Origin of the sequence: Roseateles hydrophilus (assembly GCF_026712245.1) — a bacterium.
GTDB lineage: Bacteria > Pseudomonadota > Gammaproteobacteria > Burkholderiales > Burkholderiaceae_C > Pelomonas > Pelomonas hydrophilus.
The window spans coordinates 606,114-624,635 of the sequence record NZ_JAPPUY010000001.1 but is presented as its reverse complement, the minus strand read 5'-3'; the positions used below and the strand labels follow the sequence as shown (position 1 = coordinate 624,635).

Genomic DNA, 18,522 nt, shown 5'->3' with positions numbered 1-18,522 from the left:
ATGCACATCGGCCCCAGCAAAACAAAACGGGCCAGCGTCTTTCGACACTGGCCCGCTGAATCACTTCTAGTTATTGGCGCGGCTGGCAGGATTCGAACCCACGACCCCTTGGTTCGTAGCCAAGTACTCTATCCAACTGAGCTACAGCCGCTGAAAACTGACGATGTATTTGGAAGCTTGCCTTGCGGTACAGCAACCTGTTGATTTTTCTAATTTTTGGCGCGGCTGGCAGGATTCGAACCCACGACCCCTTGGTTCGTAGCCAAGTACTCTATCCAACTGAGCTACAGCCGCTGCAAGCCTCACAGTATAACCAGATTTTCATGCGCTCAGCAATAGATTGCTGATTTTTTAATGTCGATCGCTTCGACAGTGCTCAAGGAAGGCGGGCAGCCGCCTCGAAGCAGCGTGCGCGGCGAGCGTCATCTCCCTCCTGCTCCGCCAGCGCGGCAAGCGCCAGCCAGCTGCGCCTGCGGGCAGCGCTGGGCATCGACACATCCTCCGCGACGGCATCCAGCATCAGCCGCGCCTTGCCCCACAGTTGGCGCTCGGCCAACGCGTGGCCCAGCGCATAGGCCAGCGCGCGCTCACGCGGGAAGCGCGACTGCGCTGCCTCCAGGCGCTGCAACCAGTCCGGCCCACACCCCGCCAGCACCGGCACCAGGGCCAGCGTCAGCGCGTGCCGATCGTCTGCAGACAATTCGGCCACGTCATCAAAGAACGGGCGCAGCCAGCCCCGGCCATCGTCCGGAGCACCCAGCTGTGCGGCGCAATGCGCCGCACGCGCGGCCACCAGCGGATCGCGGCGATCGGCGGGGTCCAGTTGTTGCCAGGCGGTGCGGAGCTGGTCCACATCACGGGCTGCGTCCAACGCCTCGAAGGCCAAGGTACGCAGCAAGCCTTGGGCAGCCACCTTGGAGAAGGCCTGGTGCTTGGCGAGCAGGCGTGCGGTGCGCAAGGCGTCCAGCGACTGGTTGGCCAGGCGGGACGCTTGCAGCCGCAGGCGCAGTGCCTGGGTGCGGCGGGCGACGCCCGGCGGCAGTTCACCCAGCAGACGCAATGCGCGTGTCGCGTCGCGGTCGTCCAAGGCCCACTCGGCCGCCAGCAGCCGGGCGCCGTCTTCCTGGCCACGCGCGCCGCCAGCGAGGCGGGCGGCTTCCAGCGCCTGGCCGAGTTGCTCATCGCGATGGCGGCGGTCCTGAAGCCGGTGCGCGCTCGCCGCCGCCAGCAGGTGAGCCAACGACATGAAGGCCTGGTCGGCCGACAGCTCGGGCGTGGCGGACTGGATGTTCAGCGCCTTCTGGGCGGCCTTCTGCGAGCGGCTGAAGCGCGCGCCGAAGTACTCCACCAGCGCCTCGCGCAAGGCGAGCTGAGCGCTGCGCTCACGCTGCGCCAGACGCCATTCACGGGCGCGCTTGGGCAGCGTCGTCAGGGCCTCGAAGGCTTGGATGGCCGTCACGATGGCGAAGCAGCCGGCCACCAGCAGCAACAGGAAGAGGTTGAGCGAGATGTCGAGCCGCCAGCCGCCCCAATAGAAGCTGGCCAGGCCGTCGTTGGACCCCAGCGTGAGCGCCGCAACCACCGCGACGACGAACAGCAGAACCAGCCAGATGACGAGACGCATCGGATGCCTTCCTGCGTCAGCGGCCGGCCGCCGCAGCCGTCAGCGCGGCGAGCGTGTCGTCCGGGCGCGGCACGCTGACCTGACGCGCCTGGCCGGCCACCTGGCGCAGCAGTTCGGCCACGCTGGCGACCTTGCGCGAGCGCGTGTCGAAGTAGCGGTTCAGCATCTCCTGGCTGTCGCGCAGGTCGGCCTGCGTGGTGTCGAACTGCCGGCTCAGCAGCGCCAGGCGGGCGTTGAGCAAACGCAGTTTGAGGTTCTCGCGCAGGAAGAAACTTTGGTCGGGCGCGATCAGCGCCGCCTCGGGGTGGTCGATGCGGGTCACGCGCAGCAGGGTCTTGGCCTCGCCCCAGGCGATGTTCGTCCAGCTGGACAGCTGCTGGGTCGCCTGCCACCACCACAGCGACAGCTGACCTTCGGCCGCTGCCGCGGCCTGCTCCCGCTGCAGCCGCAGCGCCTGCTCGCGCGCCTTGGCGGCCGCATCGGCGCGGCGCTCATCACGCGGGCTGCTGACCACATCGCCGCCCGTCAGCAGCGGCAGCTCGTCGGCCATGCGCACGACTTCGTCGAGCTTGATGGTCAGCGTGGACACGTCGACGGTGGCGACGGCCTTCACGCGATCCAGGTCGCGCGCGACGGCGCGGCGCACGCCCTCCAGGCGCGGCTGCTTATAGCGCAGCAAGCGCTCGTCGGCCTGCTTCAGCGTGGCCACCAGCGGCTCGGCGCTGCCGGTGATCTGCGTCTGCTGCAGCGCCACCCTGATGGCGGCCTCGATGTCGCCGACGACGTTCTCGTCACGCGAGCGGGACATGGACTGGATCAACTCCTCCAGCTGGCCGCGTTGCAGCGCGACCTCGGCCAGGCGGGCCTCCAGCAGCGAGACCTTGGCGGCCGTGTCGCGCACGAGGTCGGCGGACTGCTTGGCGGCCAGCCGCGCCTCGGTGGCCTGGGCCTGGCTGGCCTCCTGGCGGCGCACCAGCTCCTGCTCCAGCGACTGCTGGCGCGACAGGCTTTGCCAGGCCAGCGCCACACACACCAGCACGGCCGCGCCCAGCAGCGCAAGCAGCCAGGGCAGCCAGGCAGGCAGCGAGGGAGTGGATGGCGGCGGCGGAGCCAGGGGCTCGGCCGCGGGAACAACAGCGGAAATCGGCTCGGTCACAGTGCGACGGATTCTGTCAGAGGGCCTTCAGGGCCTGCGTCACCGCTTCGGGGTCGGGTCGCGCCAAAACGACAGGATGGAACCCGGCGGCGCGGGCGGCCTCGGCGATGCGCGGGTGGGTGGCAATGGCACGTTGGCCGGCCAGCGGCAGGCCCTGCAGATGACCCACGGCCTCGGCGCTGCTGAACAGCCAGGCATGGGCAGCGGGCCGACCCAGCACGTCCGCCAGCAGCGCCCGCTCGGCAGCGTCGAAATGCGGGCCGCTGCGGTGATAGACGGTCACGGCCCCCACCCGCGCGCCGGCCTCGGACAGCCGCTCGGCCAGCCATTCGCGGCCGCCGTCGCCGCGCAGCAGCAGCGCGCGCGCGCCGGCCCAGTCGCGCCGCGGGGCCAGTTGTTGCCACAGGTGTTCGGAGTCCAGACTGGCCGCATCGGCCGCAGGCTGAACGATGAGGGCCGCCGGCACGCCGTGCGCGGCGAGCGCCTGCGCGCTGCCCGGGCCCACGCAGGCGGCCAGCGTGTGCGCCGGCCACGCAGCGCCGCCGGCCCGCGCGAAGAACTGCTCGACCGCATTGGGGCTGACGAACACGGCCACATCCGCGGTGGCCAGCGCGGCCCAGGCGGCCTGCACGGGCGCCACATCGCGGGCCGGCAGGATCTCGATCAGCGGCAACGCCCTCGCCTGCACGCCCAGCGCTGCCAGCCGCGCCAGCCAGGCCTCGCACTGCGGGCGGGGCCGGGTGACGATGAGGGTGGTCATCCAGGCAGGTAAGCGCCGGCGCCCTGCTCGCGCAGCTGCGCGGCAGCCTGCTGGCCCAGCGCGCGGGCGCTGGCCACATCGGTCACGTCAGCGGCCGCCGGCGCCCGCAGCAGCGGTGAGGTGTGCAGTTCGGCATGGCCCAGCGCCGCGTCCAGGCACAGCGTGGCGCCTTGCCAGCGCGCATGGGCCGCCAGCGGCAGGCTGCAGCTGCCGCCCAGCGCGCGGGACACAGCCCGCTCGGCCTCGCAGGCCAGCTGCGTGGGCATGTGCGCCAGCCGGGCCAACGCCTCGGCCAGTGCGCCGTCGTCGGTGCGGATCTCCAGGCCCAGCGCACCCTGACCGGCGCAGGGCAGCATCTGCTCGACCTCGAACACCGCACGCACGCGGTGAGCCAGGTCCAGGCGCTTCAGGCCGGCGGCGGCCAGCACGATGGCGTGGTAGCCGCCCTCGTCGAGCTTGCGCAGCCGGGTGTCGAGATTGCCGCGCAGCGGCTCCACGCGCAGGTCGGGCCGCAGGCTAAGCAGTTGCGTCACGCGGCGCAGGCTGGAGCTGCCGACGACAGCGCCCTCGGGCAGGTCGGCCAGCGAGGCGTAGTCGTTGGACACGAAGGCGTCCCGCGGGTCTTCCCGCTCCAGCACTGCCGCGAGCGTGAAGCCCTCCGGCAGCTCCATGGGCACGTCCTTCAGCGAGTGCACGGCCAGCTGCGCGCGGCCCTCGGCCAGCGCGGTTTCCAGCTCCTTCACGAACAGGCCCTTGCCGCCGACCTTGGACAGCGTGCGGTCGAGGATCTGGTCGCCACGGGTGGTCATGCCCAGCAGCGTGGCGGTGATGCCGAGTTCGCGGCCCAGGCGGGCCTGCACATGTTCGGCCTGCCACAGCGCCAGGCGGCTCTCGCGCGTGGCGATGGTGATGGAGGTGGAAGCGGTCATAGGCCGTCGATTATCGAGGCCGTGACACGCGACCTCAGCGCTTGCGGCTCTTGAAGAACGCGTTGATGGTCAGGCGGCCGGGGTCGGCCAGGTAGCCCGCTTTCGCAGCGGCCCAGCGGATGTCACCGGAATGGAAGATCGCGCCGTCATAAAAGATCGCGCGGTTCCACCGGGCCGGCACGCGGCCGATGACCTCGAAGTGGCGGTTGCTGTCCGTCATGTAGCCGGGCGCGATGCCGTATTTGTCGCCAAACGCGCTGGCATCCAGCACATCGGCGTCATGCCGCAGGCGGGCGGTGTCGGTCTCGGACATCAGCGGGCGGAAGAACACTGTGCCGCCCAGCTGCTCGTCCTTGAACAGGTAGTGCACGGCAGCGGCCACCGTTTCGTCGGCGGCCAGGCCGGAGTCGTCGCGGTGGCACAGGCGCTGGCGGGCGTCGAGCGTGGCGGGGTCTTGCACGACGCGCGAGAAGCGCGCCATCGCGCCCAGCGGCGCGCCGAGTTGCAGCGCGCCACCCAGACGCTGGCGGAAGAAGGCGTCCAGCTCGGCCAGCATGCCGTCAGGCAGGGCCAGCTGCGGGCCGGGGTAAGGATGGCCCGGCACCGCCTGGAAGCGCTGCTGATCAGCCTGCAGCAGCGCGACCAGCGCGTCCGGGTCCTGCGCGAAGTCATCGACGATGAAGACGCGTGCGCCGTCGGCCAGCGTCATCACCTCGACGCGGGCGTCCGGGTTGATGTGCAGCCGTGCCGCACTGGCTGGCACGGCAGCCTGGGGCGCGGGGCAGAAGCCGTCGATGAACTGCTGATGCTTGGGCAGCTTCATCAGCGTGCGGGCCACGTCTTTGCGGATGCCGGACAGAAAGTCGCCCAGCGCGCGGTCGTCCATGTTGCGCGTGATGGGGTGATGGCTGGCGGGCAGGATGCCCTGCCCCATCATGACCTGCACCCAGGAGTTCTCGGCGAACAGCTCGCCCTGGCGCAGCATGATGCGGGCGGTGTCGCGGAAGTGCTGGATGCGATGCGCCAGCAGCGACGGCACGGCCATGTCGCGGCAGCCGCGCCAGAAGGCGGAGTCGTCGCGGTTCGTCACGTGGTAGTGCAGGATGATGAAGTCGCGCACGACCTCGATGGCGTCGCGGGTCTGCAGGTTGTACTCGTCGATGTCGCTCTGGCGCACGCCATCGGTGGGGAAGAGCTCGACGAGCCGCGTCAGGCCCTTCTGGATCAGGTGGATGCTGGTCGACTCCAGCGGCTCCAGGAAGCCGCTGGACAGGCCGATGGCGACGCAGTTCTTCTCCCAGACCCGCTCGCGCTGGCCCGGCGTGAAGCGGATGACGCGCGGCTCGCGCAGCACCTCGCCCTCGACATTGGCCAGCAGCGCGGCCTTGGCCTCGTCGTCGCTGACATGCTTGCTGCTGTAGACGATGCCGTTGCCGACGCGGTGCTGCAGCGGGATGCGCCACTGCCAGCCCCAGGGATGGGCGATGGAGCGGGTGTAGGGCACGGGCTCGCCGGCGCGCGTGGTCTGCACGGCCAGCGCGCTGTCGCAGGGCAACCAGTGCGACCAGCTCTCGTAGGGCACGCCCAACGTCTCGCCCAGCAGCAGCGAGCGCATGCCGGTGCAGTCGATGAAGAAGTCACCTTCGATCAGCCGGCCGTCGGCCAGCTGCAGGCCGGTGAGGAAGCCGGTGTCGGCATGCTGGCGGACCTGCGCGATCTTGCCCTCGATGCGCTGCACGCCCAGCGCCTCGGAGAAGCGGCGCAGGTACTGGCCGTACAGCGTGGCGTCGAGGTGGTAGGCGTAGTTGATGCCGTTGTCGGGCAGCAGCGCGAAGCGGTTCTCCATCGCCGCGCGCAGTTCCAGGCAGTAGTCGCCGTAGCTGCTGGCCAGGCCGCGCCGACGGCCTTCCAGCCAGAAGTGGTGGAAGCCTGCGGTCCAATGGCCCTGGCCCGTCCTGCCGAAGGAGTGGAAATAGTCCTCGCCGACGTTGCGCCAGTTCTCGAAGCTGATGCCCAGCTTGAACGTGGCCTGCGTGGCCTGGATGAACTCCCGCTCGTCCAGGTCCAGGATCTGATGAAGGATGTGCAGCGTGGGGATGGTGGCCTCGCCCACGCCCACGGTGCCGATTTCCTCGGACTCGACGAGCCGGATGTCGACCTGGCGGCCCAGGCACTTGGACAGGCCGGCAGCGACCATCCAACCGGCGGTGCCGCCACCGGCGATGACGACGCGACGAACGGGTTGGGCAGGGGTGGCTGGGTTCATGGCAAAGCTAGCGGTTCAGTCGGTTGCGCAGCAGCGTGCGCAGCTGGCGGGCGCCGAACTCGTCCAGCGGCGCCAGCAAGCCCCGCGCGGCGGGCGGGATGTGGGCGGCCGTCTGTTCGTCGGCGTCAAAGACGTAGTGGTTGAACAGCGCGCGCCAGGCCTCGCGCTGGGCGGGCGGCAGGTCGCGCAGCGACAGCAGGGCCATCAGCAGCGTGCTCAGCGCCGGGTCCATGAACTCCGGCGACTGGCGCCACCAGAAGTTGACCAGGCCGTTGACGCCGTCCAGCGATTCGACGCCATGCCACCACTGGCTGGGAATGAAGAGCGCATCGCCCGGCAGCAGCTCGAAGCTCTGCGCCTGCCGCAGTGCCTCGGCGTAGCGCGGGAAGCGGTCGAGATCGGGGTGCGCATGGTCCACGAGGCTGATGGGCTGCCCGGCGGGCGTCAGGTCCAGCGGGCCGATGTAGAGGTTGGCCACCTGATCCGGCGGGAACAGCGTGAAGCGGCGCCGCCCAGCCACGACGCAGGCGATGTTGTCGGGCTGATCGAAATGCGTGGCGACGCGCATGCGGTTGCCCAGCCACAAGCTCACATGCGGGCGAAAGCCGGCCAGCTCGGGCAGGTCGTTGGGCGCGCGCAGGCCGGGAAAGCAGCGGTCGATCTCGGTGGAGCCGAGATAGAGCGTATCGGCTGTGTCGGCCAGCAGCTCGTCCAGCAGCGCGCCAAACGCCAGCGTCTCGTGCCTGAAGTTGAAACCGCTGAAGTCGGCGTTGTAGAAGAAACGCCCGTCGATCTCCGGCGCGCCGCGCCACAGGCTCAGGCGGGTGTCGGCGCCAAAGCCACGCAGGTAGCCGCAAAACGCCGCATCCGACTGCTGCGCCGCCTGCACCAGCGGCCAGTGCCGCACCAGTCCGCGCAGCAGCACGGGCTGGGTGGACTGCAGCACGTCAGTGCTCACGCCCCGCAGGACCTCGGCCAGCATGGGCTAGACCTCGCGGGCAAGGTGGCGCTTGATCAGCACCGGGAAGTTGGACAGCGACGCGATGACCATGTAGATGGGCTGTAGGTAGTCCGCCTGGTGCAGCATGGCCACGGTGGCGGTGTCCAGCGCGGCGAGGCGCTCCTCGTGGATGAAATAGAAGCCCGTCAGCTGGCCGTGCGAGCCGTCCGGGCGCTCGACGTCCAGCACGAAGGGCTCGAGCAAGTCATGCTGCCTCAGCGTCTGCACGAAGTCGGCCGTGGCCTGCAGGCCCTCGTGCAGCGTGCGCAGCACCGAGTTCGCGTGCTCGGTGAGGTCGCTGGTGCCGCCCTGCGGCAGGAAGACGGCTTCGCCCTCGGCGCCGTGGGCGATGCGCTTGCTGTCCATGTCCACCATCATGCGCAGCTCATCGTCGGCCACGCCGATGGCGAACGGCAGGCGCTGCACGGACAACGGCAGGTAGTCGGCGTCCCAGCCCTGCTCGTTCAGGAACAGGTTCTCGCCGTGCTGCAGCCCGAACAGCACGGCCGGCGCAAAACCGCCCTGCCCGTCCGGCTGGAACACGATGGGGTAATGCGCCTGCAGCTTGCGGAACTCGTCCACCGTGGCGGGCGCCGACATGATGTCGTCGCCCCATTGCGCGCCACGCTGGGTGAAGACGCGCAGGTCCTTGTGCTGGATGTTGTTGAGGATTTGCAGCATGGGGTCTCGTCGGTGGGTTCAGGCGGACGGCGGCATGCCGTGCGCGCGGATGTGTTGGAGGAGATCGCGGTGGCGGGGCAGCCCGCCCAACAGGCGCCGGGTGATTGTCGTCACGTCGCGCAGGCCGGCCTGCGCAGCGGCCAGTCGGTCGGCAGGCCGCGCCCGCAGGGCGGGCACGGCCTGCATGCCGTAGAGGATGTACTGGTAGCTGGCCGCGGGGAAGACCTCCTCCGCGCGGTCGACATCGTGGCGCGACGGGGCACGGTGCCGCCACAGTTGCAGCAGCTCACGCAAGGAGTCGGGCTGCGTGAGCGGCATGCGGTGCTCGCGCCAGTAGCCGGCGCCATCGCCGCCGTCGACAGCGTCGCGGCGGTTCAGCACGTAGTGCAGCTTCAGGAAGTCGATGATGCGTGACCAGCGGTAGCGAAAGGTCTCGTTGAAGCGGCGCGCCACCAGCGCCATGTCGCTGCGGTTGGCAGGCATCTCGTCACGGATGAACGCGGCGGACAACTCGACCAAGGCCAGTGCCGACGCCTCCAGCGGCTCGATGAACCCGGCCGCCAGGCCGACAGCGACGCAGTTGCGGTGCCAGAACTGCTCACGGTAGCCGGGGTTGAAGCGCAGCCGGCGCGGCGACGCCTCGCCCAGCGACAGCCCGTTGCGCTGCAGGTGAGCGCACAGCGCGCGCTCGGCGGCGGCGTCGTCGGTGTGGCTGCTGGAGAACACCAGGCCGATGCCGCGGCGCGTGGGCAGCGCGATGTCCCAGGTCCAGCCCTCGGCATGCGCGGTGGACACCGTGGCGGAGGCCAGCGGCGCCTGTGCGTCGACATGGGGCACCTGCACGGCCAGCGCGCTGTCGTTGAACAGCACGCCCTGCACCGAGTGCAGCGCGACCCCGTAGTGCTGGCCCAGCAGCAAGCTGGCCAGGCCCGAGCAGTCGATGAAGAGCTCGCCCTCGATGTCGCCGTGGACGCGGGTCGTCAGCGCAGCGATGTCGCCGTTCTCGTGGGAGCGCACGGCGCTGACGTGGTCGACGACATGGCGCACACCGAGCCGTGCCGTCGCGTGTCGCTGCAGCAGTTGGCCCAGCTTGACGGCGTCCACGTGATAGCCGTAGTTCATGACGCCCGCGAACTCCGGCGTCGTCGTCTGCTTGGGCGCGAGGTGGGCGTCGCACACCTGCGGCTGCGCCCCCACGCTGTCGGCAAACGGCTGCGCGCCACGGCCCTGCAGCCAGGCTGCGGTGAGGTCGACATCACCCCAGCCGTGCGGCAACGTGAACGGGTGGTAGTAGCGGTCACCCGCGCCGCCATGCACCCAGCCGTCAAAGCGCGAGCCCTGCTTGAAGGCCGCATCGCAGGCGCGAACGAGATCGACCTCGCTGAGGCCGATGCGCTGCAGCGTGGCGCGCATCGTCGGCCAGGTGCCTTCGCCCACCCCGATGGTGGGCACATCGGGAGACTCGATGAGCGTGATCTGCAGCGCATCGGGGCCTTCACCGCCGAGCTCTGCGGCCAGGGTCGCAGCGGTCAGCCAACCGGCTGAACCGCCTCCCAGCACCACGATACGTCGAACAGCTGTCGTCACCTCGGAACTCGTCATGGAAAGCTGAGCCGCGCGGCTGCCAGTCACGCCGCATGGGCTCAGCAACGCTGAAAAACAAACGAGGCCGAGGCGGGCGCTGGGCGCCTACCTCGGCCAATCAGGCCCGTCCAGCGCGGCCCCGAAGGGCGGTCGCCGGACGGCGGTGCTCATCGCTCAGAAGCGGTAGCGAGCACCGATCAGGTAACGCCGGCCCGTCTGGATGGCGGAGATGTGCTGCGTCTTGGTGCGGCCGTAGCTGCGGATGTAGCCATCGTTCAGGTTCAGCATGTCGGCCTGCAGCGTGAGGTTCTTGCCGAACTTGTAGCCGATGGACACGTCCACCTGACCGTACGCATCGACGTAACGCGGGTTGTTGCCGTTGTCATTCGTCGCTGCGAGGAAGGCATCACGCCAGTTGTAGGCGCCGCGGATCGACCACACATCGTTCTCGAAGAAGCCCACCAGGTTGGCGGAATCGCTGACACCCACCAGCGGCGCCTGCACATCGGTGGTCGCGGCGTTGTTGATGTACTTCAAGCCGCTGCGCACCAAGGTGTAGTTGCCGGAGACGCCAAAACCGCTGCTGCCGAACATGTGCTGGAAGTTGAACTCCAAGCCCTTGATCGTGTCGCCGCCGCCGTTGGACGGCGTCGAGATGTTGAACACCAGCGGCTGAGCGCCTGGGACGGTGCCGTCAATGTTGCCCTTCAGGAAGGTCGGATCCGTGGCGTCGGTGACGGTGACTCCCGGCTGTCCGTTGTAGTTCTGGAAAATGTAGTTGCGCAGCAGCTTCGGCGCATCGGCAGGAATGCCGGCGGCGCGCGCAGCGTTGAAGTACGTGCCGCTGGCCGGCTGATTCAAGCCCGGGAAGGTCTGCTGCACCACCTTCGTCGTGAAGAAGTCGGTCACCTTCTTGTGGAAGATGCCGGCCGCCACGTACGACGACTTGGCGAAGTAGTACTCGGCAGACAGGTCCAGGTTCTTGGACTTCAGCGGCCGCAGGGCCGGGTCACCCGTCGAACCGGCCCCATTGACGTTGTAGCGCCCGGAGTCCTTGTTCAGCGCGATGCCGCCCAGCATGTCACCGAAGTTCGGGCGACCGATGTTTTCACCGTAGCTGGCGCGCACCTTGAGGTTGGACGTCAGGTCGGCATCCCAGTCGATGCTCGGCAGCCAGTAGCTGTATTTGCCCGTCTTGGTACCGAAGGTGCGGGTGTCGCCGGTCAGGCGCACCTCGTTCTCCGCGTACCAGACCGCGCCGGAGAAGCTGGTCACTTGCGATGACGACGTGATCTTGGTTTCCTCGTACCGCATACCGACCGACAGGTTCATCGGAATGGCAGTGTCGAAGGAGTGATCCCACTGGCCGTAGACCGCGGTGGACTTCTCGGTCGTGCGCCAGTCGTTGCCCTTGGTGAAGTCAGGGTACGGCGAGAAGTACGCCTCGGCCTCGGCGGCAGACAGCGGCGCGCCGGGCTCAAGCGAGGTCGGACGGTACGACTGTGCGTTCTTGATCGCCTGCGCACGCAGCGCCTCGAAGTTGGGCACGAAGAACGTCTGGAACTGGCGCGGGTCGCCGCTGCCGGGGATGCGGCTGAAGAAGCTGGGCAGGCTGTACTGCGCCACGTTCTGGTTCTTGAACGAACCCTGAGGACCGATACCGCCCCAGTCGCCGTGGAAGTTGTTGGAGCCGGCCGCGCGGTTCTTCAGCTTGGTGAACCCCAGGCCGACGTGCAGCTTGTCGTCCGTGCTCAGTTGGTAGGTGCCGCTCAACTGGACTTGGTCGACGTCCTGGTCGGAAATGTTGTTCTCGAACTGCGAACCGGTGACGGTCGTCTTGTTCGAGTCATACGCCAGGCCCTTGGACTCCATGACAGGGAACTTCTGGTCGTAGTACATCGTCGTGTTGCCCTGGTTGAACAGTGCCAGGTCAATGACGTTGTTGGAGCCGTAGGGGCTGTCAGGACGGGTCCTGGACTTGGACGAGTGGACATCCAGGTCGACGCTCAGGTTCTCGCTGACCTTCCAGGCCGTGTTGAAACCGGTGGAGTTCAGCTTGGTCTTGTTCGCGAACAGGGCCGCGTACATCGCGTAGTCGTGCGTGCCGTCCCAGGTGGCCGTCTGGATGACCGGGTCGGAGACATCGCCCGCGCGGACAAACGTCGTGGGCGGCCGGCCGTTCAGCGGGCCGGAGAACGACGGACCGAACCAGGATGAGTTCTCGATGGCGCGGTTCGTCGTCGCGTTGATGGCCAGGGTGTGGTCCACCGTGAACTTCAGCTCCTTCGTCGGGGAGAACTGCAACACGGCCTGGCCGTTGATGCGCTCCCGCTCCAGGCCGCTCGTGCGGTAACGCACGTCGTTGGTGTGCGAGATGAAGCCGCTGGTCGGGAAGTTGACCAGGTTGGAGGCCGGCGCGCCCGCATAGGCGGTGCCGTTGGTCCCGGTCGTGACGCGACGGGTTTCCCAGCCGTTGCCAGTGAACGCGTTGTTGGAGCCCGAGCTGCGCTTGGAGTAACTGCCGCTGATGGCAATGCCCAGCGTGCGGTTGCCGAAGACGTCGCTGTAAAGGCCTGAGATCTCCGGCGTCACCTTGTCGCCCTGAATCTCGTTGGGCAGGCGCGAAACTGACTGGTCGAAATTGGCCTTGACGCCGATGCTGGCAATGCGCTCGCGCACATCGAGCGGGCGGGCCGTCTTGACGTTGATGGTGGCGCCAATGCCGCCGGTCGGCGACGAGGCGCGGGCCGTCTTGTACACCTCGAGCGCTGAAATGGAGTCGGACGACAGGTTGGCGAAGTCGAAGGCACGCCCGGCGCCATCAGACGTCGGCATTTGCCGGCCGTTCAGCAGCACCATGTTGAACTGCGGCCCCACCCCGCGCACCGTGACCTTCGAGCCTTCGCCGCTGGCGTTGCGGTCGATGGACACGCCAGCGATGCGCTGCATCGACTCGGCGAGGTTGGTATCCGGGAACTTGCCGATGTCCTCGGCAACGATGCCGTCCACCAGACCGCGCGCCTCGCGCTTGAGCGACACGGCGCTGTCCAGCGACTTGCGGATGCCGGTGATGACCACGGTCTCCAGCGACTGGGCGCCAGCGGCCGGCGCCGCCTGCTGCGCTTGGGCGGCACCAGCGCCAGCCAACAGCGCCAGCGTGGACGCCACGGCCACCGGGTGCAGGCGCGTGCGCGCCGCCAACCGCCGGTTCTTGGAAGTTTGGGGATGCTTCATTTGTCTCCTTGCTTGTGTTGACCGCGGTCACGCCCTGGAAGGCGGGTTCACGGCCTGTTGATGTCAACAATTGTTAGCGATACCAACAATGGTTGAAAGAGGCTGCCATCTCAAGCCACATGCGGACTGTATTTTTGTGGATACCGCCATCCTGCTGGGGTTTACCTGCGTAGCGACCCTGCCACAGACAGGCGCCCCGGGTGCGCGGGCACGCAGATCCGATCACACCGATCACGGCCGCCAGCGCAAGAAAACCGACACATTCCCACACAGACTGATAGCGATCCCAACCGTCTCATGGATCGACACGAACCAGCCGCCGCGCTCGAAATAGACAACGTTGTCAACGGTAGTCGATTCCGTTTTACGGCGCAATCGGGTTTGCAAGGCCCGGCGGCCACAGCCCCCCTCGGTGTCGCCGCAAAACAGGACGTTGCGCGGCTCCGGCTCCGCCCGCACCCGGCGCTTACCCCGACCAACAGACTCGCCCCCCCCCCCCCTTGCGCTCAGCAGCCCACACGTCCTGACGCGCTTTTGCAATGCGCGCTTCGCCGCGGCCGAAGCTCCACTCCCGGCTCGCAGCCATGACACGCCCGCGCTGCTGGGCGGCTGCGGCCAAACGGGCACAAACAGGGCTTGGCAAGCTCCGCGTCGCACCTGCAACACAGCGCGCGAGACAGCGCCTTGGCCAACAGGAAACTGCTAGAGTGACATTTTGGTAACTTCGTTACCTTTTTGATTTCCACCTTCCGACCGGACGACCCGCCATGCCCTCACGAGCCGCCTCTTCCCGCCCCGAAGCCGACAAGAAGACGGACAAAAACGAGCCGTTGGTCGCAGATATCCGCTTGCTGGGCCGTTTGCTCGGCGACGTCATCCGGGAGCAGGAAGGCCGCGAAGCCTTCGAGTTGATCGAGCGTGTGCGCCAGTTGTCCGTGGCCTATCGCCACAAGCACGACAAGGAAGCCGGCAAGCGCTTCGACAAGTTGCTGAAGAGCCTGTCGGGCGATCAGGCCGTCAGCGTCATCCGCGCGTTCAGCTATTTCTCGCACCTGGCCAACATCGCCGAGGACCGCCACCACATCCGCCGTCGCGACGTGCACGAGCGCGCCGGCAGCCTGCAGCCCGGCTCCCTGGCCTACTGCCTGGAGCATCTGCACGAGGCGGGCATCCGCCCGACCGAGATCGCCGAGGTGCTGCAGCGCGGCTTCATCTCGCCGGTGCTGACCGCCCACCCGACTGAAGTGCAGCGCAAGAGCATTCTGGACGCCGAGCGCGCCGTCGCCGGCCTGCTGGAGCAGCGCGACCGCGACGGCACCGAACGCGAGCAGCGCGAGACCGAGAGCCTGCTGCGCGCCCGCATCACGCAGCTGTGGCAGACGCGCATGCTGCGCTACTCCAAGCTGACCGTGGCCGACGAGATCGAGAACGCGCTGTCCTACTACCACTCGACCTTCCTGCGTCAGATTCCCAAGCTCTACGCCGAGCTGGAGGAGCACCTGCCCGGCACCCACCTGCCCAGCTTCCTGCGCATGGGCAACTGGATCGGTGGCGACCGCGACGGCAACCCCAACGTCGGTGCCGCCACGCTGAAGCGTGCGATGCAGCGCCAAAGCGAGGTCGCGCTGCGCCACTACCTGACCGAGCTGCACGAGCTGGGCGCCGAGCTGTCCATCTCGCTGCGCCTGACCGGCGTGTCGGCCGACATGCAGGCGCTGGCCGAGCGCAGCCCCGACCAGAACGCCCACCGCCTGGACGAGCCCTACCGCCGCGCGCTGACCGGCATGTACGCCCGCCTGGCCGCCACGCTGCACGAATTGACCGGTACCGAGGCGCTGCGCCACGCCGTCGCGCCGCAGGACCCCTACCGCACGCCCGACGAGCTGCTGGCCGACCTGCGAACCATCGAGGCCTCGCTGAAGAGCCACCACGCCGAGGCGCTGATCGCACCGCGCCTGGCGCCGCTGATGCGCGCCGTGCAGGTGTTCGGCTTTCACCTCGCCACGCTGGACCTGCGCCAGAGCAGCGACCAGCACGAGCTGGTGCTGGCCGAGCTGCTGACCGTCGCGCGCATCGAGAGCGACTATTCGGCGCTGGATGAAGCCGCCAAGCGCGCGCTGCTGCTGAAGCTGCTGAACGACGCCCGCCCGCTGCGCGTCATCGGCGCCAGCTACACCGACAAGACCCAGTTCGAGCTCGCCACCTTCGAAGCCGCCCGCGAGGCGCTGGCCCGCTTCGGCCGCGAAGCGCTGCGCCACTACATCATCAGCCACACCGAATCGGTGAGCGACCTGCTGGAAGTGGCCCTGCTGCTGAAGGAAACCGGCCTGCTGCGCGGCGTGCTGTCCGAGTACGCGACCAGCGACCTCATCATCGTGCCGCTGTTCGAGACCATCGGCGACCTGCGCATCGCGCCGGAGATCATGCGCGAGTTCTACGCGCTGCCCGGCGTGCGCGGCCTGGTGGACCGCTCGGGCGGCGAGCAGGACATCATGCTGGGCTACTCCGACAGCAACAAGGACGGCGGCATGTTCACGTCGTCGTGGGAGCTGTACCGCGCCGAGATCGCACTGGTCGAGCTGTTCGACGAACTCAAGCGCGTCGGCCCCATCACGCTGCGCCTGTTCCACGGCCGCGGCGGCACGGTGGGCCGCGGCGGCGGCCCGAGCTACCAGGCCATCCTGGCCCAGCCCCCGGGCACCGTGAACGGCCAGATCCGCCTGACCGAACAGGGCGAAGTCATCGCCTCCAAGTACGCCCATCCCGAGATCGGCCGGCGCAACCTGGAGACGCTGGTCGCCGCCACGCTGGAGGCCACGCTGCTGCATCCCACGCAGAGCGCGCCCAAGAGCTTCCTGCAGGCGGCGCAGGCGCTATCGGATGCGAGCTTCGCGGCCTACCGCAAGCTGGTCTACGGCACGCCAGGCTTTGCCGACTACTTCTTCGCGTCCACCCCCATCCGCGAGATCGCCGAGCTGAACATCGGCTCGCGCCCTGCGTCGCGCAAGGCCACGCGGGCCATCGAGGACCTGCGCGCCATCCCCTGGGGCTTCTCATGGGGCCAGGCCCGCGTGGCGCTGCCGGGCTGGTGCGGCTTCGGCTCGGGCGTGGAGGCCTTCCTCGGCGAGGAGCCGGCCCAGCGCACCAAGAACCTGGCGCTGCTCAAGCGCATGCTCAAGGGCTGGCCGTTCTTCCGCGCGCTGCTGTCCAACCTGGACATGGTGCTCGCCAAGGCCGACCTCGCGCTGGCCGAGCGCTACGTGGAGCTGGTGGAAGACAAGAAGCTGGGCAAGCGCATCTTCGCGGCCATCAAGGAAGAGTTCGAGCGCACGCAAACGGCGCTCAACCTCATCACCGGTGATGCCAAGCGCCTGGCGGCCAACCCATCGTTGGCCCGCTCCATCGAGCACCGCTTCCCGTACATCGACCCGCTGAACCACCTGCAGGTCGAGCTGATGCGCCGCTACCGCCACATCGCCAAGGACGACCCCGCGATGGAGCGCGTGCAGCGCGGCATCCACCTGTCCATCAACGGCATCGCCGCCGGCCTGCGCAACACCGGCTGACGGGCGCCACGGCAGCACCGGCTGCCGCCCCCCCCCCGGTCAGTCCATCAACGCAGCTTCGCTCTCGGCACGGGCGGGCGCGGTGGCCGCGCCGCTGTGCGCAAAGCACAGCACATCCAGCCCGCGCGGCGCCATCAGGCGCGCCACACCGTCACCCAGCGACGTGCCAGCCGGCACGCGCGCATGGGCGACGACGGCGCCATCCGCCAGCTTCTGCCCGGTCTTGCCAAAGTACACCAGCGGCTGGCGCAGCCCACGCCGGGCGGGGTCGACCGTGGCAACCCAGCCGACCGTCGGGCGCGGCGCACCGCCTGCCCCATCACCGAACCCCGATGCCAAGCGCCGATGTGCTGAGGCGCCGTCCGGCACGATCACCAGGCTGTATCCCTGCGGCGGTGCATGGGCGCCAATCGCTGCCATGCGCTCCCCATCGTAGTGCTGCACCGACGTCAGCCCCAGGGCCGGCAACTCGCTCACGAAAACCTGCCGGTCCGTGCTCGCGCACAAACTCGCGTCCCTCAGATGCGGCGCGGTACCGCCAATCCAGTTGCCGATCGGCAGCTGGTCCAGCGCCTCTTCCACGCCGGTGATTGCAAGCGCCTTGCCGCCGCGGATCAGGCGCACGACAGCATCGATGGTCATCAATTGGTTCACGTTGAGGTTCCCGTCGGCAGCCCGGCCCTGCGCTGCACACCCACAACCACCGCGACATACGCCGTCGCAGGCATCAAAGGGTCGCAAGCGCTCGGCCCGTCATGTTGTTGCAGGCCTCAAATTTACCTTTTTCTTCGCTTCATTTGATTTGTTTGATACAAACGCACGGAATAATAGTGAAGAAATTCACAATTCAACCCCGGCTGAGCGGGCGCCTGCAACGCGCCCGTACGATGGCTGGCTGTGCACCTTGAACACGCCATGACCGACATCGCGCCCCATTCGCCCATCGTCTGCCTGCACTCCAGCGGCGCCAGCGGCCGGCAATGGCGCCGGCTCATCGCCGACGCCACCGCCCAGGGCCTGAGCGGCCCCTGGCATGCGCCCGACTTCATGGGGCACGGCGGGCAAGCAGGCTGGCCCGACGGCGCGCCCGGCGACCTGCGCACCGAAGCCCAGGCCGTGCTGGCCGCGCTGGACCTGCCGCCCGAGCAGCCCTTGCACCTCGTCGGCCACAGCTACGGCGGCGCCACTGCGTTGCAGCTGGCCCTGCTGTTGCCGCAGCGCGTGCGCTCGCTGACGCTGTACGAGCCGGTCGCGTTCGGCGTGCTGGACGAGGGCGAACCGGGCCTGCACGAAGCCCGGCAGGTGGCGCAGACCGTGGAGGCCGACCTGGACCGCGGCGACCTGGACGCCGCCGCCCGCGGCTTCGTCGGCTACTGGCAGGGCCGCGACATCTGGCCTGAGCTGGACGCCGCCCAGCGCGCCCGCCTCGCCGAGCCCATGCCCACCATCCGCCGCCACTTCGAAGGCCTGTACGGCGCGCGCTGGCGCAACGACGAACTCGCCCGCCTGCAGATGCCCGTGCAGCTGATCTGCGGCGGCGCCACGCGCGACAGCGCCCGTGCCGTGGCGCAGACGCTGGCCCGCCGCCTGCCCCGGGCGCAGCTCTCCTGGCTGGACGGCGGCGCGCACCTCGCGCCGCTCAGCGAGCCGGAGCGGGTGAACCCGCTGATCTTCGCCCACCTGCGCGCGATGGTTCAGCCCGCCGGCTGAGCCATCGCAAGC

At 68.5% G+C, this 18,522-nt stretch carries 12 protein-coding genes and 2 tRNA genes; 2 read left to right on the top strand and 12 right to left on the bottom strand.

What is annotated here, in order from left to right:
- Positions 1-74: 74 nt before the first annotated feature.
- The 11 genes from NYO99_RS02810 to NYO99_RS02760 form a co-directional block, all read right to left on the bottom strand.
- Positions 75-151 (bottom strand) — tRNA-Arg (locus NYO99_RS02810).
- A 66-nt stretch (positions 152-217) separates the two neighbouring features.
- Positions 218-294 (bottom strand) — tRNA-Arg (locus tag NYO99_RS02805).
- 82 nt (positions 295-376) lie between these two features.
- Positions 377-1,624: a heme biosynthesis HemY N-terminal domain-containing protein gene (locus NYO99_RS02800; RefSeq protein ID WP_268165579.1), complete on the bottom strand. Its 1,248-nt coding sequence runs from the start codon at positions 1,622-1,624 to the stop codon at positions 377-379.
- A gap of 16 nt (positions 1,625-1,640) precedes the next feature.
- Entirely contained in the window at positions 1,641-2,780 is a 1,140-nt protein-coding gene (locus NYO99_RS02795; protein ID WP_268165578.1) for a uroporphyrinogen-III C-methyltransferase, read from the bottom strand.
- Between the two features lie 16 nt (positions 2,781-2,796).
- Positions 2,797-3,540 carry a uroporphyrinogen-III synthase gene (locus tag NYO99_RS02790; RefSeq protein WP_268165577.1) on the bottom strand — a complete coding sequence of 248 codons (744 nt, stop codon included), beginning with the start codon at positions 3,538-3,540 and terminating at the stop codon, positions 2,797-2,799.
- Positions 3,537-4,469 carry a hydroxymethylbilane synthase gene (gene hemC / locus NYO99_RS02785; RefSeq protein ID WP_268165576.1) on the bottom strand — a complete coding sequence of 311 codons (933 nt, stop codon included), beginning with the start codon at positions 4,467-4,469 and terminating at the stop codon, positions 3,537-3,539. Before hemC ends, NYO99_RS02790 begins: the two co-directional genes overlap by 4 nt.
- 34 nt (positions 4,470-4,503) lie before the next feature.
- The gene (locus tag NYO99_RS02780; RefSeq protein WP_268165575.1) at positions 4,504-6,735 is read right to left on the bottom strand and encodes a DUF6445 family protein; all 2,232 of its coding nucleotides are present in this window, start codon (positions 6,733-6,735) and stop codon (positions 4,504-4,506) included.
- Between the two features lie 7 nt (positions 6,736-6,742).
- Positions 6,743-7,717, bottom strand: coding sequence for a cupin-like domain-containing protein (locus tag NYO99_RS02775; protein WP_268165574.1), 975 nt, complete (start codon positions 7,715-7,717; stop codon positions 6,743-6,745).
- A 3-nt stretch (positions 7,718-7,720) separates the two neighbouring features.
- The gene (locus NYO99_RS02770) at positions 7,721-8,416 is read right to left on the bottom strand and encodes a SapC family protein (RefSeq protein ID WP_268165573.1); all 696 of its coding nucleotides are present in this window, start codon (positions 8,414-8,416) and stop codon (positions 7,721-7,723) included.
- Positions 8,417-8,434: 18 nt separating this feature from the next.
- The gene (locus tag NYO99_RS02765; RefSeq protein ID WP_268165572.1) at positions 8,435-10,003 is read right to left on the bottom strand and encodes a tryptophan halogenase family protein; all 1,569 of its coding nucleotides are present in this window, start codon (positions 10,001-10,003) and stop codon (positions 8,435-8,437) included.
- A 171-nt stretch (positions 10,004-10,174) separates the two neighbouring features.
- The gene (locus NYO99_RS02760; RefSeq protein WP_268165571.1) at positions 10,175-13,234 is read right to left on the bottom strand and encodes a TonB-dependent receptor; all 3,060 of its coding nucleotides are present in this window, start codon (positions 13,232-13,234) and stop codon (positions 10,175-10,177) included.
- A gap of 767 nt (positions 13,235-14,001) precedes the next feature.
- Here NYO99_RS02760 and ppc point away from each other — a divergent pair.
- A complete protein-coding gene (ppc, locus tag NYO99_RS02755; RefSeq protein WP_268165570.1) occupies positions 14,002-16,800 on the top strand; it encodes a phosphoenolpyruvate carboxylase in 2,799 nt (932 codons plus the stop codon).
- Between the two features lie 39 nt (positions 16,801-16,839).
- Here the strand turns inward: ppc and NYO99_RS02750 are convergent, their stop codons facing one another.
- Complete coding sequence (locus tag NYO99_RS02750; RefSeq protein ID WP_268165569.1) at positions 16,840-17,442, bottom strand: DUF6976 family protein; 603 nt, start codon at positions 17,440-17,442, stop codon at positions 16,840-16,842.
- Positions 17,443-17,715: 273 nt separating this feature from the next.
- Between NYO99_RS02750 and NYO99_RS02745 the strand changes: the two genes are divergently transcribed.
- The gene (locus tag NYO99_RS02745; protein WP_268165568.1) at positions 17,716-18,510 is read left to right on the top strand and encodes an alpha/beta fold hydrolase; all 795 of its coding nucleotides are present in this window, start codon (positions 17,716-17,718) and stop codon (positions 18,508-18,510) included.
- The last annotated feature ends 12 nt before the right edge of the window (positions 18,511-18,522 follow it).